This is a genomic window from Cohnella algarum (assembly GCF_016937515.1).
Classification (GTDB): Bacteria; Bacillota; Bacilli; order Paenibacillales; family Paenibacillaceae; genus Cohnella; species Cohnella algarum.
The window spans coordinates 950,727-972,426 of the sequence record NZ_JAFHKM010000002.1; the positions used below are offsets into that span (position 1 = coordinate 950,727).

The following is a 21,700-nucleotide window of genomic DNA, read 5'->3' on the forward strand; positions in this document are numbered from 1 at the left end:
CCTCTCCTTGAACTCTTTTAACGAGTCATGATAGCAGACCCCGCTTAAAAGATACTTAACATGCGTCCACGCACGCCTCGGCGCGCGTCAGGCTTCCAGCAGCGCGGCCGCCAGCTGGGTGCGGTTTTTCAGCCCGTATTTGGACAGCATCGAATTGACGTGCTTTTTGACGGCGGCTTCGCTGATAAACAGCGAGGAGGCGATCTCCGCGTTCGTGTACCCTTGCGCCAGCAGCCCGGCGACCTCGCGCTCCCGTTCGGTCAGGCCGCCGTGCTTTTCCGGCATCGGCATCGGCGGCGTAGAAACGCGTTCGCTTCCGGCCGCTTTTTCGCCGGTCAGACGGCAAATGTAGTCGTACAGCCGATGCTGCCTCGTATCGAGTACGTACGTCGGCGAGGGATCGTCCCCGCCGTAATCCGCATGCTCCGCCCCGGGAAAAACGTCAAATCCGAGGCTGAGCTTGGCCAGGCGATAGTAGTCGTGCGGAGGCGGCGATTCGATGAGCAGGCATCCGCTCAACAGCCGTTCGAACACCGCATGAAGCGAATCCGCGCGATACGTCTCCTCGCCCAAATCCTCGACGTCCATCGCATAGACGTACCAGGTGTCGGCGGGCGCTTCCGCCGCCTGCAGCCTGCGTTTTTCCGCCTCGGGCAGCGCCGCGAAATACGCCCGCGAAACTTTCGCTTCCGCCAGCAGCCCGAACGTCCGGGCATAGACCGGGACGATCGCGAACAGGCCGACGACGCGCCCATCCCTCCCCCGCAGCAGCCGGACCGCGTCGGGACTCGCCCGGCAAAGCTCATCCAGCGGCGGGAGCAGCTCCAGCCGGCTCCTGTCCACGGCGGACGGGAGCGCGAACCGGAACATCCGGCCGGATAACGGATCGGAGCACCGGACCTTGCGCGTTTCGTTCATTTGCAGCCGGCGCCGCACGTACGCTTTCGCTTCCTCCCGATTAAACTCGTCGAGCGGCTCGGTAAAATGGTTCGTCTCCCATACCTGCCGGTAATGCGCGCGCAAAACGGGATTGCCCGAACGATGCAGCAGCTCGGCAAGCGGGCGCAGAATCGATTCGCCGCTGGCCAGCCCGCGTTCGACGAGCCCCCGGTAATAGCGCATCGCTCTCGCTTCGTACGAGGCGAACGTGTTCGGCCTTCTTTTCCGAAAGCTCCGGCGAATCGTTTCGCGGACGAGCTCGTGAATATGCCAGCCGCCTTCCGAAGCGGCGACGAACGACAGCCCGATCAGCTCCTCGAACAGGTCGTCGGGCACCGTTTTTTCGGTCAATTCCCCCAACAGCTCCTGCTGGAACGTAAACACGGTCGACGCCGCGTAGACGAGCGTTTTCAGCTCTTCTCCCCTTACCTCCCGCATCCAATCGTCCAACAGTTGCTCCAGCGATTCGTCGATGGACAGGGAATTCGAAGACGGCGGCCGGTCCGGACGTTCCTCCGCGCTGACCGGCGTAAGCAGCGACAAGGCCAGCGGATGGCCTAACGTTTTGAGCCAGATCGTATCGACCTTGGCTTCGTCCGCGATGCCCCATTTTCCCAAGTACTCCCTTATGTCCTCGTAGGACAACTCGGCAAGCGGCAAGCGAACGACGAGCCGCTTCCAGGCGGGAAGATGCTTCCAGGGCCCTTCGAGCGGATGGCGGCCGGCAACGACGACCAAAATGTTCGCGTGCAGCCGCGGCAGCAGCATCGTCCGCAGCCAGTAGTCGAGGTCTCCCATTTCTTCATAGCTGTCAAAAGCCAATACGATACGCTGCCGGCCGGCGCGCTCGTTCAGGAGCGCGATGCAGCGTTCGCCCGCATCCGTCTCCGTCCGCGGCCCCGGGTCCCGCTCCGGCTCCGCCCGTTCGGATTCCGCCAATCGCCCGATCATTTCGCGGCAGAAGGACTCGGGCTTTGGGGCCGTATAACGGGCATCCACCGTAATCTGCAGCGCCCCGTGCCGCTCCGCAATGGCCGCATACCGGCTCAGCAGCAGCGTTTTGCCGATTCCGGCCGTTCCGTACACATTCAAAATGCGCTCGACGGTTTCGTTCAGCCGGGTCAGACAGCGTTCGAAAAACGCCGTTTCAAACGAGCGCCCGACAAAATCCTTCTCCATGAAACGGCCGAATCGTTCCCCGATCGTCTGTGCCACGACCTGCACCCCATCCGATTTTTATCGAAAAGTATACTATCAAAGTAACCGAAAGGATAGCCTCTTTTCCACCCCTTTCATGTTACCTTAACGAAAGAATGGATTGAAGGAGGCAGCGAAAATGACAGACGAACATTGGCTCGACGAAGAGACGAAAAAACGGCTGCGGCAGCCGGACCCGGTGTCGGGCTCGGAAATTTTGCTCCGCATGCTGCTGCTGGAAGGCGTCAGGTGCGTATTCGGCTACCCGGGAGGAGCCGTTCTTTATATTTACGATGCGATGCACGGAAATCCGGATTTCCGCCATTTGCTGACGCGGCACGAGCAAGGGGCGATTCACGCGGCGGACGGCTACGCGCGGTCGACGGGGCGGACGGGCGTCTGCCTCGCCACTTCCGGACCGGGAGCGGCCAATCTCGTCACCGGCATCGCCACCGCGCACATGGACTCGGTGCCGCTGGTCGTCATTACCGGCAATGTGGCCACCTCGCTCATCGGCACCGACTCGTTTCAGGAGGCGGACATCGTCGGCATCACCCAGCCGATCACGAAGCACAGCTACTTCGTGCGCAACGTCGAGGATTTGGCGCGTACGATCAAGGAGGCTTTTTATATTGCCGGAACCGGCCGCAAAGGCCCGGTCCTGATCGACATCCCGAAGGACGTGTCGGCGGCCGTCACGGATTTCGCGTATCCGGAGGACGTCTCGATCCCCGGGTACGATCCGGAGCCGCCGGTCGATTCGCTCTCGGTATCGAGGCTGGCCGAGGCGATTCGCGGCTCGCGGAAGCCGCTGCTGCTCGCCGGAGGCGGAATCGTGCAGGCCGGAGCGTCGGCCGAATTGGAGAAGCTCGCGGAAACGACCGGCATTCCGGTGACGACGACGCTGCTCGGGCTTGGCGGCTATCCCGGCGACCGGGAGTTGTGGCTCGGCATGCCCGGCATGCACGGAACGTATGCCGCCAACCAGGCGCTGCTGCAGTGCGATCTGCTCATCTCCGTCGGAGCCCGGTTCGACGACCGCGTGACGATGAGGCTGGACGGGTTCGCGCCGAACGCGCGGATCGCCCACATCGATATCGACGCCGCCGAAATCGGCAAGCTCGTGCCGACGGCGATTCCCGTCATCGGCGACGCGAAACGGGCGCTGCGCGAGCTAAACGAACGGCTCGCCGGCTTTTCGTTCGACTTCTCGCCATGGACCGATTTTTTGAAAGGGTTGAAACAAACGCATCCCTTGCGCTACGCGGACGCGGAAACGCCGCTGAAGCCGCAGTATGTCATCGAAATGATCTCCCGTACGACGAACGGCGAAGCGATCGTGACGACCGATGTCGGGCAGCATCAAATGTGGACGGCGCAATTTTACCGGTTCCGGCACCCCCGCTCGCTCCTTACGTCGGGCGGCCTCGGGACGATGGGCTTCGGGTTCCCGGCCGCGATCGGCGCCCAGATCGGCAATCCGGGGCGGACGGTCGTGTCCGTCAACGGAGACGGGGGCATGCAGATGTGCGCCCAGGAGCTGGCCATTTGCGCGATTCACCGGATCCCGGTCAAAATCGTCGTCATCAACAACGGCACGCTCGGCATGATCAAGCAATGGCAGGAGTTGATTTATGAAGGCCGCTTCAGCCATATCGACCTGTCGGGAAGCCCGGACTTCGTCAAGCTCGCCGAAGCGTACGGCGTCAAGGGGCTCCGGGCGGCATCCCGGTCCGAAGCCGAGCGGGCATGGCGCGAGGCGCTCGACACGCCGGGACCGGTGCTGATCGACTTCGTCGTCTCCCGGGACGAGCTGGTTTATCCGATGGTGCCCCAGGGCATGGCGCTGCAGGACATGATTCTGGGAGAGGAGGAAGGAGCATGAGGGAAAAGCATTTCATTTCGGCGCTGGTCGCCGACCGGCCTGGCGTGCTGCAGCGGACGGCCGGGTTGTTTTCCCGGCGCGGCTACAACATCGACAGCGTCGCGATCGGATCGTGCGAACGCGAAGGGATGTCCCGGATCGTCGTGACGGTCGACGGGGACGAGCCGCTCGTCGGCCAAATTTGCAGCCAGCTGCAGAAGCTGATCGACGTCATCGAGGTCCGGCATCTGAACCGGCACCCTTCCGTCGCCCGGGAGTTGATGCTCGTCAAACTGGCGGTTCGGCCGGACCAGCGAAACGAAGTGGGAGCGCTGGTCGACCGTTTCCGCTGCAGCATCATCGACGTCGGGGAAAGCTCCATGATCGTCCAATCCGTCGGCGAGCGCGAAAAAAACGAGGCGTTCCTTCGCCTGATTCAACCCTACGGCATATTGGAGATGACCCGAACCGGAGAAACGGCGATGACACGGGCGTAGGCCTGCGGCGTCAGCCGGGCTTGACCTCCGATACGTCAATGACACGGGCACTGCGCTTGCGCCGTCAGCCCGGCTTGACCTCCGAACGTCGATGGTTCGGGCACGACGCTGCGGCGTCAGCCGGGCTTGACCTCCGATACGTCGATAGCACGGACACGGCGCTTGAAGCGTCAGCCCGGCTTGACCTCCGATACGTCGATCGTCCCGTCGCTGCGGCCGAAAACGACCGCCGACGTCATGCCCGCGAACAGCCCGTTTTCCACGACGCCGGGAATTTGGTTCAGCTGCACCGTCAGCCGCTCCGGATCCGGAATCGAACCGAACTTGCAATCCGCGATCAGGTTGCCGTTATCCGTCCGGTATGCCTGGTCCTTTTCCGTTCGAATGACAGGCTCGCACCCGAGTTCCTTCAACCGGTTCAGCGTCAGCCGCGTCGCGAACGGAACGATTTCGACGGGCAGGGGAAATTGCCCGAGCGTTTCCACCCGTTTCGACTCGTCGGCCACGATATAAAGCTTGGCGCTGCTTGCCGCGAGCACCTTCTCCCGCAGCAGCGCCCCTCCCCCGCCTTTGATCAGATTGAACCGGGAATCCACTTCGTCCGCTCCGTCGATCGTCACATCGATGCGGTCGACTTCCTCGATCGGGACGAGCGGGATTCCCCATTCGGCCGCCAGCTGCTCGGAACGGACGGAGCTTGCGACAGCCCGAATATCGAGCCCTTCCTTCACGCGTTCCGCGATCCGCTTGATCGCCCAGTAGGCGGTGGAGCCGGTGCCGAGGCCGACCAGCATTCCCGGCTCCAGCCACTCGACCGCCTTCTCGGCGGCCAGCTTTTTCATATTCGGTTCCATATTGGCAGCCCCCCTTATCGTATTCGATTCCCTTCCGCTTTCGGCTGAATGCTCAAAGAGACGAAGCCGCCCGGCAAGGCGTTTCGTCTCTTTCGCTTGGCTCAAGCTTTGGCCATCGCCGCTTCGGTGCGCGCGCGATCCCGTTCCAGTATCGGCGCGAGATACTTGCCCGTGTACGAATTCGGATTGGCCGCGAGCTGCTCCGGCGTGCCGGTGCCGACCAGCGTGCCGCCGCCGCTGCCGCCTTCGGGCCCCAGGTCGATCAAATAATCGGCCGTCTTGATGACGTCGAGATTGTGCTCGATGACAAGCACGCTCTCGCCCGATTCGACGAGCCGCTGCAGCACTTCGAGCAAACGGGCGATGTCGTGGGCGTGCAGCCCCGTCGTCGGCTCGTCGAGAATGTACAGCGTCTTGCCGGTGCTCCGGCGGTACAGTTCGGCCGCCAGCTTCACGCGCTGCGCTTCCCCGCCGGACATCGTCGTCGAAGGCTGGCCCAGCGTCATATAGCCGAGCCCGACATCCATGAGCGTTTGCAGCTTGCGGTGGATGCGCGGGAGGTTCTGGAAAAATTCCGTCGCGTTCTCGATGGTCATTTCCAGCACTTCCGATATGTTTTTGCCCTTGTATTTGACTTCGAGCGTTTCGCGGTTGTAGCGTTTGCCCTTGCAAACTTCGCATGGGACGTAAACGTCCGGCAGGAAGTGCATCTCGATCTTGATGATGCCGTCGCCCTTGCACGCCTCGCAGCGGCCGCCCTTGACGTTAAAGCTGAAGCGTCCCTTTTTGTAGCCGCGGACTTTCGCTTCGTTGGTCATCGCGAAAACGTCGCGAATATCGTCGAACAGCCCGGTATACGTCGCCGGATTGGATCGCGGCGTGCGTCCGATCGGAGACTGGTCGATGTCGATTACCTTTTCCAAATGTTCGAGCCCGGTCAATTCCTTATACTCGCCCGGACGCGTCTTGGCCTTGTTCAAATCCCGGGCCAGCGTTTTGTACAAAATCTCGTTGACGAGCGTCGACTTCCCGGACCCGGAAACGCCCGTAACCGCCGTAAATACGCCCAGCGGGAACTTGACGTTCAAATTTTTCAGGTTGTTTTCTTTCGCGCCCTTCACTTCCAGCCACTTGCCGTTCGGCTTGCGGCGTTCCAGCGGAACGGGGATAAATTTCCGCCCGCTCAGGTAGGCGCCGGTCAGCGAATTCTCGTCGCCCATCACTTCCTTGGGCGTTCCGTGGGCGACGACCGTCCCGCCGTGAATGCCCGCCCCCGGTCCGATGTCGATCAGGTAATCGGCCGCCAGCATCGTGTCCTCGTCGTGCTCGACGACGATGAGCGTGTTTCCGAGATCGCGCATATGCTCCAGCGCCTGAATAAGCCGGTCGTTGTCGCGCTGGTGGAGTCCGATGCTGGGCTCGTCCAAAATGTACAGGACACCCATCAAGCTGGAGCCGATCTGCGTCGCGAGGCGAATGCGCTGCGCTTCGCCGCCGGACAGCGTGCCCGCGGCCCGCGACAGCGTCAAGTAGCCCAAGCCTACGTTCACGAGGAAGCCGAGCCGGCTGTTAATCTCTTTCAAAATGAGGTTGGCGATGGCCTTCTCCTTCTCGTTGAGCGACAACCCGGCGAAAAACGACTGCGCCTCCCCGATCGATAACGACGTCACGTACGAAATGTTGCGTTCGCCGACCGTCACCGCGAGGGATTCCTTCTTCAGGCGATGCCCTTTGCAAGTTTCGCAAGGCTTCGAGCTCATGTACTGCTCGACGAATTCGCGAATAAAGTCGGACGCCGTTTCGCGGTATCGCCGTTCCAAATTGTGCACGACGCCCTCGAAGGCGACCATCGCATCGCGCGTATGGCCGAACTCGTTCTCGTAGCGGAACCGGATTTTCTCCGAGCCGGTCCCGTACAAAAGCATGTTCAGCTGCTTGTCGCCGATCTCCGAAACCGGCGCGTCCATCGGGATGCCGTAATGCGCGCATACGGCCGCCAAAAACTGCGGGTAATACGTGGACGCGCCCCCCGCCCAAGCGTCGAACGCTCCTTCGTTGATGCTCCTCGAGCGGTCCGGGACGAGCAGATCGGGGTCGACGACCATTTTCACGCCTAACCCGTCGCAATCCGGACAAGCGCCGAAAGGCGAGTTGAAGGAAAACATCCGCGGCGTCAGCTCCTCCATCGAAAAGCCGCAAACCGGGCAAGCCAGCTTGGAGCTGAACATCAGCTCCTCCTTGTCCATGACGTCCACGATCACCTGTCCCTCGGACAGCTTCAGCGCCGTTTCGAGCGAATCGGCGAGCCGGGGCGCCACGTCCTCCTTGACGACAATGCGGTCGACGACGACCTCGATGGAGTGCTTCTTGTTTTTCTCCAGTTCGATCTTCTCGGACAAATCGCGAATTTCCCCGTTGACGCGGACGCGAACGAAGCCCTGCTTCTGCACGTCGGCTAGCAGCTTCGCATGCTCTCCCTTGCGTCCGGACACGATCGGGGCGAGAATCTGCAGCCGGGTGCGCTCGGGATATTCCATAATGCGGTCCACCATCTGCTCCACCGTTTGCGAAGCGATTTCCACCCCGTGGGTCGGGCAATGGGGCCGGCCGATGCGGGCATACAAAAGCCGCAAATAGTCGTAAATTTCGGTTACCGTTCCGACCGTCGAACGCGGGTTGCGGCTCGTCGTCTTCTGGTCGATCGAAATGGCCGGCGACAGCCCCTCGATCGAGTCGACGTCCGGTTTGTCCATCTGCCCGAGGAACTGGCGGGCATAGGCGGACAACGATTCCACGTAACGCCGCTGGCCTTCCGCATAGATCGTATCGAACGCGAGCGAGGATTTGCCGGATCCGCTAAGTCCCGTCAACACGACAAATTTATCCCGCGGGATGGTTACGTCTATATTTTTCAAATTGTGGGCGCGAGCCCCTTTAATGACGATATTCTCGTTGGCCAACGTTCAAGCCCCTTTCGCTTACGGTCACGTTCGGGGCTTCCATCGCCCGCCATTGTCCGTACATAAGAATATGTGTTCCCATCCATTATAACGGAGCCGCTTTTAGGATGCAAATGGAAATGTAACCCCTTGGAGGAGCGGCTCTTCGGCCGGAGGCGTCCGCCGCGGGAGCAGTCGACGGCGCCACGGCATATTAATTTGCCGGAATCCCCCCGTTGCAAAACGAGCGGAAGCTGGGATGACGCACTAAAGACGGCGGCTCCCGGCAAAAGTACCGTTGTTCTTTCTCGTTATGGCGCGGTAAAATGGAGGATACGAAGAAGTTCGCGCGAAGTTCGGAAAGGGATGAATCGCGACGTGAACGCGGAGAAAAACGAACGACCGAAGATCTCGCTCGCCCGCCCGGAAGATCTGCCTGCCATTGTCGACATATACAATAGTACCGTTGCGAGCCGGCAAGTCACGGCCGATCTGGAGCCGGTATCGGTCGAAAGCCGAATCCCCTGGTTTGAAGCGCATTCGCCCGAACGCAGGCCCATTTGGGTCGCCAAGCGGGGGGAGCACATTGCCGGTTGGGCCAGCTTGAGCGATTTTTACGGACGTCCGGCTTATGACGGCACAGCGGAACTCAGCATCTACGTAGGCGAAACCGACCGCGGCGCCGGCGTCGGCAGCCGGCTGATCGAGCATGCCATAGCGGAATGTCCGAGGCTCGGGATCAAATCGCTGCTCGGATTCGTGTTCGCCCATAACGGACCGAGCCTCGGTCTGCTGGGCAAATACGGCTTCGAGCGCTGGGGCTATTACCCGAGGATCGCCGTTCTGGACGGAGCGGAACGCGACGTGGTCGTGCTGGGCAAGCGATTGGGTTGACAGAAATCGAGCGGACAAAAGCATGCGGTCCAAACGTACCGGAGCCGCCGATTGCGCCTTATGTAGCGCACTGGGTGCACTACTTGGCCGCCTAGCGCGCCGATTGCGCCTCATGTAGCGCACTGGATGCACTACTGGCCGCCTAGCGCGCCGATTGCGCCTCATGTAGCGCACTGGGTGCACTACTTGGCCGTCTAGCGCGCCGATTGCGCCTCATGTAGCGCACTGGGTGCACTACTGGCCGCCTAGCGCGCCGATTGCGCCTCATGTAGCGCACTGGGTGCACTACTGGCCGCCTAGCGCGCCGATTGCGCCTCATGTAGCGCACTGGGTGCACTACTGGCCGCCTAGCGCGCCGATTGCGCCTCATGTAGCGCACTGGATGCACTACTGGCCGCCTAGCGAGCCGATTGCGCCTCATGTAGCGCACTGGATGCACTACTGGCCGCCTAGCGCGCCGATTGCGCCTCATGTAGCGCACTGGATGCACTACTGGCCGCCTAGCGCGTCGATTGCGCCTCATGTAGCGCACTGGATGCACTACTGGCCGCCTAGCGCGTCGATTGCGCCTCATGTAGCGCACTGGATGCACTACTTGGCCGTCTAGCGCGCCTATTTCCCCCCAAGAAGTGCACTGGGTGCACTTCTTGGACCATCCACAGGATTCTTGCATCAGCGTAAAGCTGCTTCACGTGCTCATCCCGCACCGCACGCTCATGCCGTACCAGCGACTCACAAGCTCATGCCGCTCCACTCTCTCGTACCGCCCAAGCGACTCCGCACGCTCATGCTATGGCTATCTCCCCCCTGCCGGCGAAGCACAGCAAAATCGAGTAGATAGGGGCGACTACCCCCTGACCTCTCACCTATAAAAACATGCAAGCCATTTGTCGAAATAATTTATACTTCCCGTGGCTACTCCTAAAAATGGCAATAGCAAATTAAACCGGGCCATTGGTATTTTTTTGACCCAGTCTGTTTTGCTTGGCTTGCTTAGTCACCCATCATAACCTAAGTTCGGTTTTGTCAAGGCGATCTCCCTTGACGGAACCGGGCTTAGGTTATATCCTTTCAAGCCGCAAGCCAGACTCCTCTTATCCTGTACCACCTAGCCATGTTGGTGAAACCTCGTGAGGAAAGTCCTCTTCTAAATCCGCGAACATTTCCAGCAACTCGTCCATGGACGTGTCATATTTCAGAGCATGTTTCTGCATTTTCTTCAGTTTCCGATCCAGCAAATCCCTTCGCAGATCTCTATACTCCTCCTGTTTTACCAAGACCGCCCATGCGGCTTCACCGCTACCCTTTGCCGAAAGCTCTCTTGCGAGATATTCTGCTGTCGTTGCTCTTCGTGCGAACGCATCGGTTTCTTCTCCTTTAAGTTCAGCCCTTCCGCACGCTGTTGCAACAGCCTGCGTACTATGGCTTCTGCTGACTCCTGCGGATTCAGCGCGGCTTCTCAGCCGCGGTTACGAAGTAACTTCGCGTATTCCGCAGGCCTCCCCAGATAAGAACGTCACCTTTCCGCCCGCGCTCGCCCAAGTTTACAGCTGCAGCCCTTGGCAGCTTTGGATTTCGTCATGTGCTGGTGACTCATCCGGCTGCAACCGCCTCAAATTGGATTCGTGTACCTCGAGCCGTGCTTTTGCCTCCAGCTTCCTTCAGATTCCGCCTCGCGGCGGACACCCTTGCTCTTGGCTAATGGTAGGCGCTTGCCAGTCCCCCATTCCGGACTTTCACCGTAGAGATGACGCCCATGCCGGGCGCACAACAAAAGCACACCGCCAAACCAGCGGTGTGCTTCAAGCATCGACTCGCCAACGGAGTCGCGAAAACCTAAAGGAACTGCCCGGCGAACGCGCCGCCTACATTTCCGCCTTCAGCTCGAGCAAAGCGTCGCGAAGCTCGGCGGCCCGCTCGAACTGGAGGCTTTTCGCCGCTTCCTTCATCTCCGCCTCCAGACGCTGAATGACCGACTGGCGCTCCTTCTTCGACATCTTCTCCACGTTGCCCACGCCGGTCAGATAGCCGCTCTTCTGCTCCGCCACTTTGGTCGCTTCGATAACGTCGCGCACCTTTTTGCGGATCGTTTGCGGCGTAATGCCGTGCTTTTCGTTGTAGGCGGTCTGAATGGCGCGGCGGCGCTCGGTTTCCGAAATCGCCTTCTCCATCGAATCCGTGATCTTGTCGCCGTACATGATGACTCGACCCTCGGAGTTGCGGGCCGCGCGCCCGATCGTCTGGATAAGCGAGCGTTCCGCGCGCAGGAAGCCTTCCTTGTCGGCGTCGAGAATCGCCACGAGGGAAACTTCCGGCAGGTCGAGGCCTTCCCGCAGCAGGTTGATGCCCACGAGCACGTCGAACTCGCCGAGCCGCAATTCGCGCAAAATCGCCATCCGCTCCAGCGTCTTGATGTCCGAGTGCAAATACCGGACCTTGATTCCGACTTCCTTCAAATAGTCGGTCAAATCCTCCGCCATCTTCTTCGTGAGCGTCGTCACGAGCACGCGCTCGTCCTTGGCGATGCGGATCCGGATTTCGCCCAGCAGGTCGTCGATTTGCCCCTTCGTCGGGCGCACTTCGATGATCGGATCGACAAGGCCGGTCGGACGGATAATCTGCTCGACCATCGTCGGGCAATTCTCGATCTCGTAAGGGCCGGGAGTGGCCGAAACGTAGATGATCTGATTGACCTTGCTTTCGAATTCCTCGAACCGGAGCGGACGGTTGTCCTTCGCCGAAGGCAGGCGGAAGCCGTGGTCGACGAGCACGGATTTCCGCGCCTGGTCCCCGTTGTACATCGCGCGGATTTGCGGCAGCGTGACGTGGGACTCGTCGATAACGACCAAATAATCGTCGGGAAAAAAGTCCATCAGCGTATACGGCGTCGCCCCCCGCTCGCGGAACGTCAACGGCCCCGAATAGTTCTCGATGCCGGAGCAGAACCCCATCTCCGCCATCATTTCCAGATCGTAACGGGTCCGCTGCTCCAGCCGCTGCGCTTCCAGCAGCTTGTTTTCGGCGCGCAGCTCGGCAAGCCGTTCCTCAAGCTCCCGCTCGATGTTGACGAGCGCGAGCTTCATCTTCTCTTCGGCCGTCACGAAGTGGGAGGCCGGGAAAATGACGACGTGTTCCCGCTCGCCGACGATCTCGCCGGTCAGCGTGTCGATCTCGGTGATCCGTTCGATTTCGTCGCCGAACAGCTCGACCCTTACCGCCCGGTCGCTTCGCGATACGGGGAAAATCTCGATGACGTCGCCCCGGACCCGGAACGTTCCCCGGGTAAAGTTGATATCGTTGCGCTGGTATTGGATGTCGACGAGCTTGTGCAGGATGGCGTTGCGCGAACGTTCCATCCCGACGCGCAGGCTGAGCCGCAAATCGCGGTATTCCTCCGGCGAGCCCAAGCCGTAGATGCACGAGACGCTCGCGACGATGATGACGTCCCTGCGCTCGAACAGCGCCGACGTGGCGGAGTGCCGCAGCTTGTCGATCTCGTCGTTGATGCTGGAATCTTTTTCGATATACGTGTCCGAAGACGGAATATACGCCTCCGGCTGATAGTAGTCGTAATAGCTGACAAAATATTCGACCGCATGATCCGGGAAAAATTCCTTGAACTCGCTGCAAAGCTGAGCGGCCAGCGTCTTGTTGTGCGCGATGACGAGCGTAGGCCGGTTCGCCCGGGCAATCGTATGGGCGATCGTAAACGTTTTGCCCGTTCCCGTCGCGCCCAGCAGCGTTTGATGCTTGATGCCGGCTTCAAGCCCTTCGGACAGCTTTCGGATCGCTTCCGGCTGATCTCCTTGCGGCTCGTAATCGGACACGACCCGAAACTTTACGTCTCCCGGCGAAATTTCCGCCATAGCAGGCACACCCCCACGTTTCCGAAACAGAATATTTGTTCCCGTTCATTATATCGATTTCGCCCGGCTCCGTCAAAACGCGTTTCCCCAAACCGCCCGTTAAATCGGACGAACATCGACCCGCAGAAAAAAAGAAAGCCCGGGCGCAAAAAGCCGGGCGTTTCCCCTCTTGATTTTTTCCCGCTCATTCGTTATGCTTTATTTAGATAATTATCTAAATATCAAATTCCGATCAAACCGACTTCCCGAAGAAAGAAGGACTTCAACGTGAACGACGCGTTCAAAGCGCTGTCCGATCCGACCCGCAGGCAAATCATTCAGCTCCTTAAAGCCCGCGATTTGTCCGCCGGGGAGATCGCCGAGCATTTCAACATTTCCAAGCCCAGCATTTCGCACCATCTGAACATTCTTAAAAACGCGCACCTCATCCAGGACGTCCGCCACGGCCAGAATATCATCTATTCGCTGAACATGACGGTCGTCCAGGAAACGCTCGGCTGGTTTCTCAACCTGATCGGAACGAAGGGAGACGAAGAAAAATGACACAACCATCCGCTATTCCGCACAAAAGGTGGATCAAAGGCATCCTCGCGCTGTTTCTCGTCAATTTCGTCCTGTTCGCGGCAGCCTTCCTCATTTTCAACGAGCGATTGCCCGACATCATGCCCACGCATTTCAACGTGGCCGGCGACGTGGACGACACGGCGCCCAAGTGGCAATTTTGGCTGATGTACGGAGGCTTGGCCGTGCTGCTTCCTTCGATCTTGTCGGCCACGCGCTTTATCGATCCCCGCAAGGAGAATTATGCGCGTTTCGAAAGCTTTTACTCGATGTTCCGGTGGGCGATCAGCCTGTTCCTGCACGGCGTGTTCGTCTTCGTGATCCTGCACAGCCTTGGCTACTCCTTCCCGATGAACAAAATCATCGTCAGCGCGCTCGGCTTGCTGTGGATCGTCGTCGGCAACCGGATGGGACAGGTGCGGAGCAATTTTTTCATGGGCATCCGCACTCCGTGGGCGATCATGGACGAGAACAACTGGAATCAAACGCACCGGCTGGCCGCGAAGCTGTGGGTCGCCGCCGGACTGCTGATGCTGATTTCCGCCTGGATCGCTCCGTCTTCCTGGACCGTCGTCGTCGTACTCGTCTGCGCGCTCGGCAGTTCGTTGGCTCCGGTCGTCTACTCGTATTCGCTTCATCGGCGCAAAAGCCCCTAATGCTCGCCGATCAGCTTCAGGCCGATCGCGGCGGCCACGACCAACGCGAGGAAAAAGAGGCGGCGGGGCTGGCGGGATTCACCGTAAAAGAGCATGCCGATCAGCGTCGCCCCGATCGTTCCGATCGCCGTCCAGATCGCGTAGGCGGTACCCATCGAGATCGATTTCATGGCCAGCGTCAGAAGAACGAAGCTGAGGCCGAAGCCGCCCAGCAGCAGCGCGGCCGAAAGCGTGTCCCGCCGTTTGTTCCACAAGTTCAGGCCGGTGACGCCGATCACTTCGCCCAGCCCGGCGAGAATAAGCCATACCCAAGCCATTATGCCCGCTCCTCCTTGTCCGCCTTGACGTCCGTCGTCAGCTTCAAACCGGCGATGCCGATAATCAAAATGATCACAAGCGCAAGCTTTCCGGGATCCAACTCGGCCCCGAAAAAGATCGACTCGCCCAGCACCGTCCCGGCCGCTCCGATCCCGGTAAACACCGCGTACGTCGTGCCGACCGGCAGTTTGCGGGACACGACGATCAACGCGGCAAAGCTGAGCACGATGGCCGCGGCCGTCAATCCCCAAGTCAGCCAATCGTCCGCGTGCTTCAGGCCGGACACCCAGCCGACTTCGCAAATGCCGGCCGCCGCGAGCAGCAACCAATAGCGATTCATGAATCCATTCCTCCTTGAACGTAGTCTAGCGTTAGCCGCGTAGCCCCGGTCCATTCGGATAAACGCAAAAAAGCCCGAGAGCAGCGGAATGCTCCCGAAAGACGCGGCCAAGCCGCGCAACCTTTCGGCGCATCTCGATACTCCCGGGCTTTTATCCCTCCGTGAACGCTATCCTCTGCCGGCGAGGACGGCGCGTTACTCTCTTGGACCGGGCCGGAACCCGACGCCTTGCGGCGGCCGTCCCGCGGAACCCTAGAGTAACCATCGACTTCATCCTATCCTATCAAACCTGCCACGACATGTCAACATGCTGCGGACGCCGAGCGGAAATGCCCCGTTCCGGCGCTTTCATGCGGCGGCATTTCGCGATCGCGAGAGGCGGGCGTTTACCTCCGCGAACGGCGCGGCGGCAGACCGGCTTCCTCCGGCGCCTTGCGCTCCGCGGTCGCGGCCGAAGCCGGCGGCGCGGGCAGCCGCGCGGCAAGCTCTTCCCGCGGATCGATCGCTTCGAGCAGCATGACGGGCTCGGCCGCGGACGAGGCGGCGGCCGTTTCCCCGGAGGCGTCGGCGGCCTCCCGCCGGGCCGCCTCTTCGGCCCGCAGCCGGCCGGCGTGCCGCCTTCTCGCCCCCGCTTGCCTCAGCCCCTGCCAAATCGAGCCCGAGCGCGGGGCGGCGACGATATCGGCGTCCTCGTCCGGCGCAAGAATGATGCCGAGCTGGTAATGCTCGCCCGAGTAGCGGGCGCGCTGGGCGAACTTCACATGCCCTTCGCGGTTCACGACCTCGAGCTTCGAGAACGCGGCTTGCAGCTGCATCGCGTCGTGAAGCTGCTCCTTGTCGTCGACGCGTTTTCCGTTCAGCCGCATAATCCGCTCGCCCGCCTGCAGGCCCATTTCCGCCGCCGGCGTTCCCGGAAGCACCGCCAGAATCGTCAGCCCGCGCCCCTCTTGCGCGTAAACCGGCTGGCGGCCGCCCTCGCGCCACCTTCCGAGCAGCAGCACGCCTTCGTGCAAAACGAAAGCGCCCAGCGACGCGACGAAGGCAAGCGGCTCCCAGAAAACGGAGCCCGCGGCCAGCAGGCAGATCAGCGCTCCGTAAACGAGAAGCGAGTTGCCCGATTCGCGCGCCTTCTCCTCCGGCCAGCGCGTCGTCGTCCGGTCGGTGAAGCCGATCAGCACCGGAAACGCGAGGAGGCTCCAGGCGGAGACGGAGCTTTCGAGGCCGAACAGCGGCGTCCAGGGAAGCGTCAAGCCGTCCGCGCCGGCGGCGGGAACGAGCCACAGCAGCGGGATCGGCCAAACGCCGGACAGCGAGTAAGCGCCGACCGGCTTGCCGCGCTTGCCTTCCAGAAACAGCGGGACCGCCTGTTTCGCTCCTTGCAGGCGTATTAGAGCGCCCTCGGCCACGTGCAGCAAGCCGGCCAAAAACAGGAGGCCGGGCACGTCGATGCCGAGCAGCTCCCGGATCGCGCCGGAAGAGTCGCCGTCAAGGCCCGTCCACGCCAAAACCGACTGAACGACGCCAAGCGCGCCCGCCGCATAGGCGAGACAAATGTAGCGCAGCCGAAACAGCGCCAGCACGACCATCGCGAGCCAGATGCACAGCAGCGTCCCGTTCGACAACCGCGCGCCCGCGCCGAGCCCGACGAGGGAGAGGCAAAGTCCCGCTCCGAGTCCGGCAAGCGTCCGGCTCGCGAGCAGGGAAAGCGAACCGTACATGCGGACGTGAAACATTTGCCGCTGCAGCACGACGCCGTTTCTCGCATGCCACCAGGCGAACAAAACGGCTATATAAAAATAGGGCAACGTAAACAAACCCGCTGCGGCCAGGCCCGCTTCCCGCAGCCAGTCAATCCAAGGGCTCATTCCTTTCGTCCCCTTTCGTATTCGGTCTAGTCTACATTCGACGAGGGGCGCCGCAATTCCTTTAGCCGCTTTTTTCCTCCATTTTCAGCAAAATGTCGCGCGCGGCGACCCACTGCGCGTCGAACTCCGGATTTTGCAGCGCTCGGTAAAATTCCTCCTCCAGCCGCTCCGCGGTTCGTTCGTCCGCGATTCCCGTCTCGGGGAGCCCCGCATGCCGTTGAAAGCTCTTCAACGCTTCCTCGGTCGCGGAGCTGAAATACCCGTCCGCGCGATCGGCGGGAAAGCCCGCTCCTTCCAGCATCAGCTGCAAATTCCGGACGTCGTCTCCCGTTTCGTCCGGCTTCAATACCTTGTCCCGCGGCAGCCGGGAAGCGCCGAAATAAGCGGGCTGGCTCACGGACACGTCGGGGACGATGCCCCGATCGTCGATCCAGCTGCCGTCCGGCAGCAGCCACTTCGACACGGTCAACTTGACCAGGCTTCCGTCGTCCAGGCCTTTTTCGAAGCTGATTTGCACCGTGCCTTTGCCGTACGTCGTTTCGCCGAGCAGCGCGGCTCCCGCCGAATGCTTCAGCGCCCCGGCGACGATTTCGGCCGCGCTGGCGCTCCCCTTGTCGATCAGAACCAGGATCGGGTACGCTTTGGCCGCCGTCAAGCTCCCGTTCGACCGTTCGGTCGTTCGGACGCCGTTTTTATCCTCGGAGATGACGATCGGCTTTCCCTGCGGCACGAACAGCTCCGCCACCCCGAGCGCGGACGGCATGACGCCGCCCGGATTGTTGCGAAGGTCGAGGACGAGCGCCCTCATCCCCTGCTCCTCCATCTCCCGAAGCGCTTGCGAGGCTTTTTCCGCCGTATCGAACGAGAACCGGGTGATTTTCAGTTTGCCGACGCCGTCTTCGCCGAGCTGTCCGATCGCCGTCTCTTCCATGATGAGGTCGCGGATAAGCTCCAGCTCCAGCATCTGTTCCGCGCCCGGCCGCTCTACGCGCAGCTTGGCTTTCGTCCCTTTGGGACCTCGGATTTGAGCGATCGCGTCGCCAAGGCTCAAGCCTTGCAGCGCGTTTCCGTTCACCGACAGCAAAATATCTTCGGCCTGCAGGCCGGCGCGATCGGCGGGCGTTCCTTCCATGACCTGCCGGACCACGACCTCGCCATCCTCGATGCCCAGCCTGGCGCCGATGCCGGTAAACGTTCCTTCGACCGCGTCCGTGAATTTGGCGGCTTCGTCTCCCGTCATGTAGACGGAATACGGATCTCCGAGCGCTTCCACCATGCCCCGGATCGCTCCGTCGACCAGTTCTTCCCGATCGACGGACAGCCGGTATTCGGCTTCGATCAAAGCGATCATCCGGTTCAGCTTCTCGAGCTCGTCCGGTCCCAAGCCTCCGGAATCCGCGGCGGCGCCGGCGGAAGATGAAGTCCGGTTCGTTTTGCCGGCAGCGTCCAAAATGCCGATCGTCGCCAAGCAAGCGAGCAGCGCCGTGCAAGCCATAATGGCGATGACCGTTCGCCCCCGAAACCTCATCTCCCCCACCCTCTCTCTTTTCTTCCAATTAGTGTATGAGCGCGGCGCCGGTCTTAGTTCAGTTCCGCAGCCGCGGCTTCCGAAACGAGAAAACAGCCGTCCTCCGCGACTCTTCCGGCTTGCGGAAGCTTCGGGACCGGAGGAACCGGCTGCGCTCGTTATTTCAAGTATGGTGCCGGATTGACGGGGTTTCCGTCCTTGCGCACCTCGAAGTGCAGGTGGTAGCCCGTCGCCGTGCCGGTTTTGCCGACAAGGCCGATTTTTTCCCCGCGTTTCACGGTTTGGCCTTTCTCGACGAGAATGCCGCCCGGCTTCAGGTGCCCGTACAGCGTCCACAGCCCGCCCCCGTGGTTGATAACGATCGTATTGCCGTAGCCGCTCCACGATTGGGCGACGATGACGACGCCCGACTCCGCCGCATAGACGGACGTTCCGTTCGGCGCGGCCATATCGATGCCGGTGTGAAGCTTGTTCTTCTGGCCGGTTACCGGATGGGTTCTGTAGCCGTAAGGAGACGACAGCCGGTACGAATCCTTGAGCGGAACGGCGAGCTTGCCTCCGGTGTAGTACGTTTTGATCTTTTCCTTTTTCTCCAGAAGCTCCGAGTACTTTTTCCCGAACTCCATGAGCGCCTTCTCGGCTTCTTCGCTGATTTCCTCGGTTTCCTCGATCTGCTCGTCGAGCTTGGCGATCATGACTTCCTTCTCGCGTTCCTTCTGCTCCAGGTTCGCCTTGCGGGCCGCCATTTCGTCGTACAGCGCCTTGACGTTGGCCAGCTCGGATTCAACCTGCGCCTTCTTCTCGGCGACGAGCGCTTCGTACTCCTTGCTTTGCTCGAATACGTTCTTGTCCTGTTCCATGATCAGCTTCATCGCATTGAACCGGGTCAGAAAATCGTCGAAGCTGGTCGAGCTGAGCAGAACGTCGAGGTAGGACACGGTTCCGTTCGTATAAATGAGGCGAATTCGCGTTTTCAGCAAATCGTCGCGCTCGGCGCGTTCCTTTTCGGCGGCTTCGAGTTCCGCCGTCGTCGCCAGCAGCTTCTCCTCGGCGGCATCGATCTTCGCCTGGGTGGCGACCAGCTCTTCGCCCGCCTTGGAGATTTCCGCCAGCAAGGCGGCGACGTCCGCTTTCGTCGCTTCCCTTTGAGCGGTGAGCACCTTGCTGTCCTGCTCCGCCTGCTTTTTGTCTTGGGTGACCTCGTTCATTTGCTGCTGAAGCTTTTTGATTTCTTTCTCGATCTTTTCGACCTCGGTCTCCGCCCGGCTCTCGTAGGGCTGTCCGATCATGAGAATAAGGGCAAGGAACGCGAGGACCGGCAGCAACTTCTTTCTCACGGTTGTCCTCCTTCTTTATACCTTCAAGTATTTGCGGACGGAAACGGTGCTGCCCCAGATGCCAAGCAGCGCGCCAAGCGCGAGCAGCGTAACGGTGACAAATCCGGCAACCTCGTCCATGCCGGACAATTGAATCATCATCAAGCCGAGGTCGAACTGCGTCGTTTTCAGCAATTGCGAGTAGCCGTAAAGCAGAATTCCGGTCGTGATGGCCGCCCCGCCGACTCCGATCAAAATGCCCTCCACGAAAAACGGCCAGCGGATGAAGCTGTTCGTGGCGCCGACGAGCTTCATGATCGCGATTTCGCGGCGGCGGGCGATGATCGTCATCTTGATCGTCGTCGAGATAAGGAACATCGCCATGACGGCAAGCCCGGCGACGATCACGAGGCCGATATTGCGAACCGCGTCGGTAATGCGGAACAGCTTCTCGACGGTGCCTTGCCCGTAATAAACGCCGTAGATGGGCTTGTCCGCGTCGGATACGTTGAAAGCCTCGATCTGCTCGGCGACGTAGGCGACTTGCTGGGGATCGAACACTTCGACGTCGAAGCCGTCCGGCAGCGGATTTTGTTCGTTTTCATAGCCGTCGAGCGCGCTTTTGGCGTTTTCGTCCAAACTTTCCCGAAGCCGTTCCAGGCCTTCCTCCTTGGAAACGAACGTGACGCTCTTGACCTGCTCCAGGTTGCGGATTTTGCGGTCGACTTCCTCGATTTTCGCGTCGTCGGCGTTCAAATCCATGTAGACGCGAATCTCGACCTGGCTTTCGACTTGATCGGCGAATTTGTTCACATTGAGCGCGAGCAGCATGAACACGCCGAGAATAAGGAGGGACACGACAATCGAGCCGATCGAAGCGAACGTCATCCACCCGTTGCGGAAGACGTTTTTGGCTCCTTCGCGCAAGTGGCGCGCGTAGGTCCTAAAGGTCATAGCCGTATTCCCCTCTCTGCTCGTCGCGAACGATCGTTCCCCGCTCGATCGCGATGACGCGCTTGCGCAGACTGTTCACGATTTCCTTGTTGTGGGTGGCCATGACGATCGTCGTTCCGCGAAAATTGATCTCCTCCAGCAGCTTCATGATTCCCCAGGACGTCTCGGGGTCCAGATTGCCCGTCGGCTCGTCGGCGACGATGACGGCGGGATTGTTGACGATCGCCCGGGCGATCGCGATCCGCTGCTGCTCGCCGCCCGACAGCTGCGCCGGCAGGCTGCCCGCCTTATGCTTCAGGCCGACCAGATCGAGCACTTCCATCGTCCGGCGGCGTATCGACCGCTTGGGCGCTTCGATGACTTCCATCGCGAACGCGACGTTCTCGAACGCAGTGAGCTTGGGGAGAAGCCGGTAATCCTGGAAGATGACCCCGATGTTGCGGCGTATGTACGGGATTTTTCGTTGTTTCAGCTTTCCGATGTTGAAGCCGTTTACGAAAAGCTGGCCTTTGGTCGGAACTTCCTCGCGATAAATGAGCTTCATGAATGTCGATTTGCCGGCGCCGGAAGGGCCGACGATATATACGAACTCGTTCCGGTCGATCACTACGTTGATACCTTCAAGGGCGATCGTTCCGTCCGAGTAAGTCTTGGAAATGTCGTGCATTTCAATCACGGGAAACTACCACCTTGTTCGTATTCGGACTTTAAATACTTCGACATTGTGCCTGAAATTCCTTTCTTTGTCGACGGTTCCCGGGCAAACGATCCGAATTTTGTCGCGGTCATGTCGCCGCAAAGCGTTGGCGGGCGCCGGAATCGGGAAAGATTTTAAATTTTTTTAATCTGCAGGAGTCGGAAGGCGGCGGCATTCGGGGCTTGGCGGGGTGGTACGAGGTTCGGCGAAGGTTGCTCAAGTTGGATGAGTAATCACGACTCAACTGGATCGGCAGCGTGTGCGCGGAGGCGGCGAAATGAGTAATATTTACTCAAGTGAGTGCGGATGGCTGCGGATGGCGCGTTGAGATGAGTAATCACGACTCAACTGGATCGGCAGCGGATGAGTAAAAACCCGCCGGTCCCTGGCCGGCGGGTTTCGGCGCGAAGACGGA

The 21,700-nt window shown here is 60.4% G+C and carries 16 protein-coding genes and 1 riboswitch; of the genes, 5 read left to right on the forward strand and 11 right to left on the reverse strand.

The genetic code is table 11. The features are described 5' to 3' along the window. Window positions 1–87 precede the first annotated feature (87 nt). A complete protein-coding gene (locus JW799_RS29195; protein ID WP_205428786.1) occupies window positions 88–2,154 on the reverse strand; it encodes a LuxR C-terminal-related transcriptional regulator in 2,067 nt (688 codons plus the stop codon). A 121-nt stretch (window positions 2,155–2,275) separates the two neighbouring features. On the opposite strand from JW799_RS29195, the gene ilvB reads away from it, so the two are divergent. Together ilvB and ilvN are read left to right on the forward strand one after the other, a co-directional pair. Continuing rightward, window positions 2,276–4,021 carry a biosynthetic-type acetolactate synthase large subunit gene (ilvB, locus tag JW799_RS04420; protein ID WP_205428788.1) on the forward strand — a complete coding sequence of 582 codons (1,746 nt, stop codon included), beginning with the start codon at window positions 2,276–2,278 and terminating at the stop codon, window positions 4,019–4,021. Then, complete coding sequence (gene ilvN, locus JW799_RS04425) at window positions 4,018–4,497, forward strand: acetolactate synthase small subunit (RefSeq protein WP_080831806.1); 480 nt, start codon at window positions 4,018–4,020, stop codon at window positions 4,495–4,497. Before ilvB ends, ilvN begins: the two co-directional genes overlap by 4 nt. Before the next feature lie 170 nt (window positions 4,498–4,667). Here ilvN and rpiA read toward each other — a convergent pair whose 3' ends face one another. After that, window positions 4,668–5,351 carry a ribose-5-phosphate isomerase RpiA gene (rpiA, locus tag JW799_RS04430; RefSeq protein ID WP_080831807.1) on the reverse strand — a complete coding sequence of 228 codons (684 nt, stop codon included), beginning with the start codon at window positions 5,349–5,351 and terminating at the stop codon, window positions 4,668–4,670. 101 nt (window positions 5,352–5,452) lie between these two features. After that, window positions 5,453–8,311, reverse strand: coding sequence for an excinuclease ABC subunit UvrA (gene uvrA / locus JW799_RS04435; RefSeq protein ID WP_205428790.1), 2,859 nt, complete (start codon window positions 8,309–8,311; stop codon window positions 5,453–5,455). Between the two features lie 357 nt (window positions 8,312–8,668). Between uvrA and JW799_RS04440 the strand changes: the two genes are divergently transcribed. After that, window positions 8,669–9,184, forward strand: coding sequence for a GNAT family N-acetyltransferase (locus JW799_RS04440; RefSeq protein WP_245809589.1), 516 nt, complete (start codon window positions 8,669–8,671; stop codon window positions 9,182–9,184). 1,865 nt (window positions 9,185–11,049) lie between these two features. Here the strand turns inward: JW799_RS04440 and uvrB are convergent. Continuing rightward, window positions 11,050–13,050 carry an excinuclease ABC subunit UvrB gene (uvrB, locus tag JW799_RS04445; RefSeq protein WP_205428792.1) on the reverse strand — a complete coding sequence of 667 codons (2,001 nt, stop codon included), beginning with the start codon at window positions 13,048–13,050 and terminating at the stop codon, window positions 11,050–11,052. A gap of 267 nt (window positions 13,051–13,317) precedes the next feature. On the opposite strand from uvrB, the gene JW799_RS04450 reads away from it, so the two are divergent. Continuing rightward, window positions 13,318–13,593, forward strand: a complete 276-nt coding sequence (locus tag JW799_RS04450; protein WP_080832473.1) for an autorepressor SdpR family transcription factor — start codon at window positions 13,318–13,320, stop codon at window positions 13,591–13,593. Next, window positions 13,590–14,267, forward strand: coding sequence for an SdpI family protein (locus tag JW799_RS04455; RefSeq protein WP_080832474.1), 678 nt, complete (start codon window positions 13,590–13,592; stop codon window positions 14,265–14,267). The genes JW799_RS04450 and JW799_RS04455 overlap by 4 nt, the downstream gene beginning before the upstream one ends. Here JW799_RS04455 and JW799_RS04460 read toward each other — a convergent pair. The 7 genes from JW799_RS04460 to ftsE form a co-directional block, all read right to left on the reverse strand. Beyond that, a complete protein-coding gene (locus JW799_RS04460) occupies window positions 14,264–14,584 on the reverse strand; it encodes a DMT family transporter (protein WP_080832475.1) in 321 nt (106 codons plus the stop codon). The genes JW799_RS04455 and JW799_RS04460 overlap by 4 nt on opposite strands. Further along, window positions 14,584–14,925: a DMT family transporter gene (locus JW799_RS04465; protein WP_080832476.1), complete on the reverse strand. Its 342-nt coding sequence runs from the start codon at window positions 14,923–14,925 to the stop codon at window positions 14,584–14,586. The genes JW799_RS04460 and JW799_RS04465 overlap by 1 nt, the downstream gene beginning before the upstream one ends. Before the next feature lie 138 nt (window positions 14,926–15,063). Beyond that, window positions 15,064–15,192, reverse strand: a riboswitch (guanidine-I (ykkC/yxkD leader). Between the two features lie 119 nt (window positions 15,193–15,311). Then, a complete protein-coding gene (locus JW799_RS04470; protein ID WP_080832477.1) occupies window positions 15,312–16,790 on the reverse strand; it encodes a PDZ domain-containing protein in 1,479 nt (492 codons plus the stop codon). A 61-nt stretch (window positions 16,791–16,851) separates the two neighbouring features. Continuing rightward, entirely contained in the window at window positions 16,852–18,318 is a 1,467-nt protein-coding gene (locus tag JW799_RS04475) for a S41 family peptidase (RefSeq protein WP_205428794.1), read from the reverse strand. A gap of 158 nt (window positions 18,319–18,476) precedes the next feature. Further along, the gene (locus JW799_RS04480; RefSeq protein ID WP_205428796.1) at window positions 18,477–19,655 is read right to left on the reverse strand and encodes a peptidoglycan DD-metalloendopeptidase family protein; all 1,179 of its coding nucleotides are present in this window, start codon (window positions 19,653–19,655) and stop codon (window positions 18,477–18,479) included. A gap of 15 nt (window positions 19,656–19,670) precedes the next feature. Beyond that, complete coding sequence (gene ftsX / locus JW799_RS04485; protein WP_205428798.1) at window positions 19,671–20,588, reverse strand: permease-like cell division protein FtsX; 918 nt, start codon at window positions 20,586–20,588, stop codon at window positions 19,671–19,673. Beyond that, window positions 20,578–21,264 carry a cell division ATP-binding protein FtsE gene (gene ftsE / locus JW799_RS04490; protein WP_338026215.1) on the reverse strand — a complete coding sequence of 229 codons (687 nt, stop codon included), beginning with the start codon at window positions 21,262–21,264 and terminating at the stop codon, window positions 20,578–20,580. The genes ftsX and ftsE overlap by 11 nt, the downstream gene beginning before the upstream one ends. Window positions 21,265–21,700 lie beyond the last annotated feature (436 nt).

Coding starts and splice junctions, on each gene's coding strand:
- ilvB (WP_205428788.1), top strand. CDS start 2,276: ATGACAGACGAACATTGGCTCGACGAAGAGACGAAAAAACGGCTGCGG.
- ilvN (WP_080831806.1), top strand. CDS start 4,018: ATGAGGGAAAAGCATTTCATTTCGGCGCTGGTCGCCGACCGGCCTGGC.
- rpiA (WP_080831807.1), bottom strand. CDS start 5,351: ATGGAACCGAATATGAAAAAGCTGGCCGCCGAGAAGGCGGTCGAGTGG.
- uvrB (WP_205428792.1), bottom strand. CDS start 13,050: ATGGCGGAAATTTCGCCGGGAGACGTAAAGTTTCGGGTCGTGTCCGAT.
- JW799_RS04455 (WP_080832474.1), top strand. CDS start 13,590: ATGACACAACCATCCGCTATTCCGCACAAAAGGTGGATCAAAGGCATC.
- JW799_RS04460 (WP_080832475.1), bottom strand. CDS start 14,584: ATGGCTTGGGTATGGCTTATTCTCGCCGGGCTGGGCGAAGTGATCGGC.
- JW799_RS04465 (WP_080832476.1), bottom strand. CDS start 14,925: ATGAATCGCTATTGGTTGCTGCTCGCGGCGGCCGGCATTTGCGAAGTC.
- JW799_RS04470 (WP_080832477.1), bottom strand. CDS start 16,790: ATGAGCCCTTGGATTGACTGGCTGCGGGAAGCGGGCCTGGCCGCAGCG.
- JW799_RS04475 (WP_205428794.1), bottom strand. CDS start 18,318: ATGAGGTTTCGGGGGCGAACGGTCATCGCCATTATGGCTTGCACGGCG.
- ftsX (WP_205428798.1), bottom strand. CDS start 20,588: ATGACCTTTAGGACCTACGCGCGCCACTTGCGCGAAGGAGCCAAAAAC.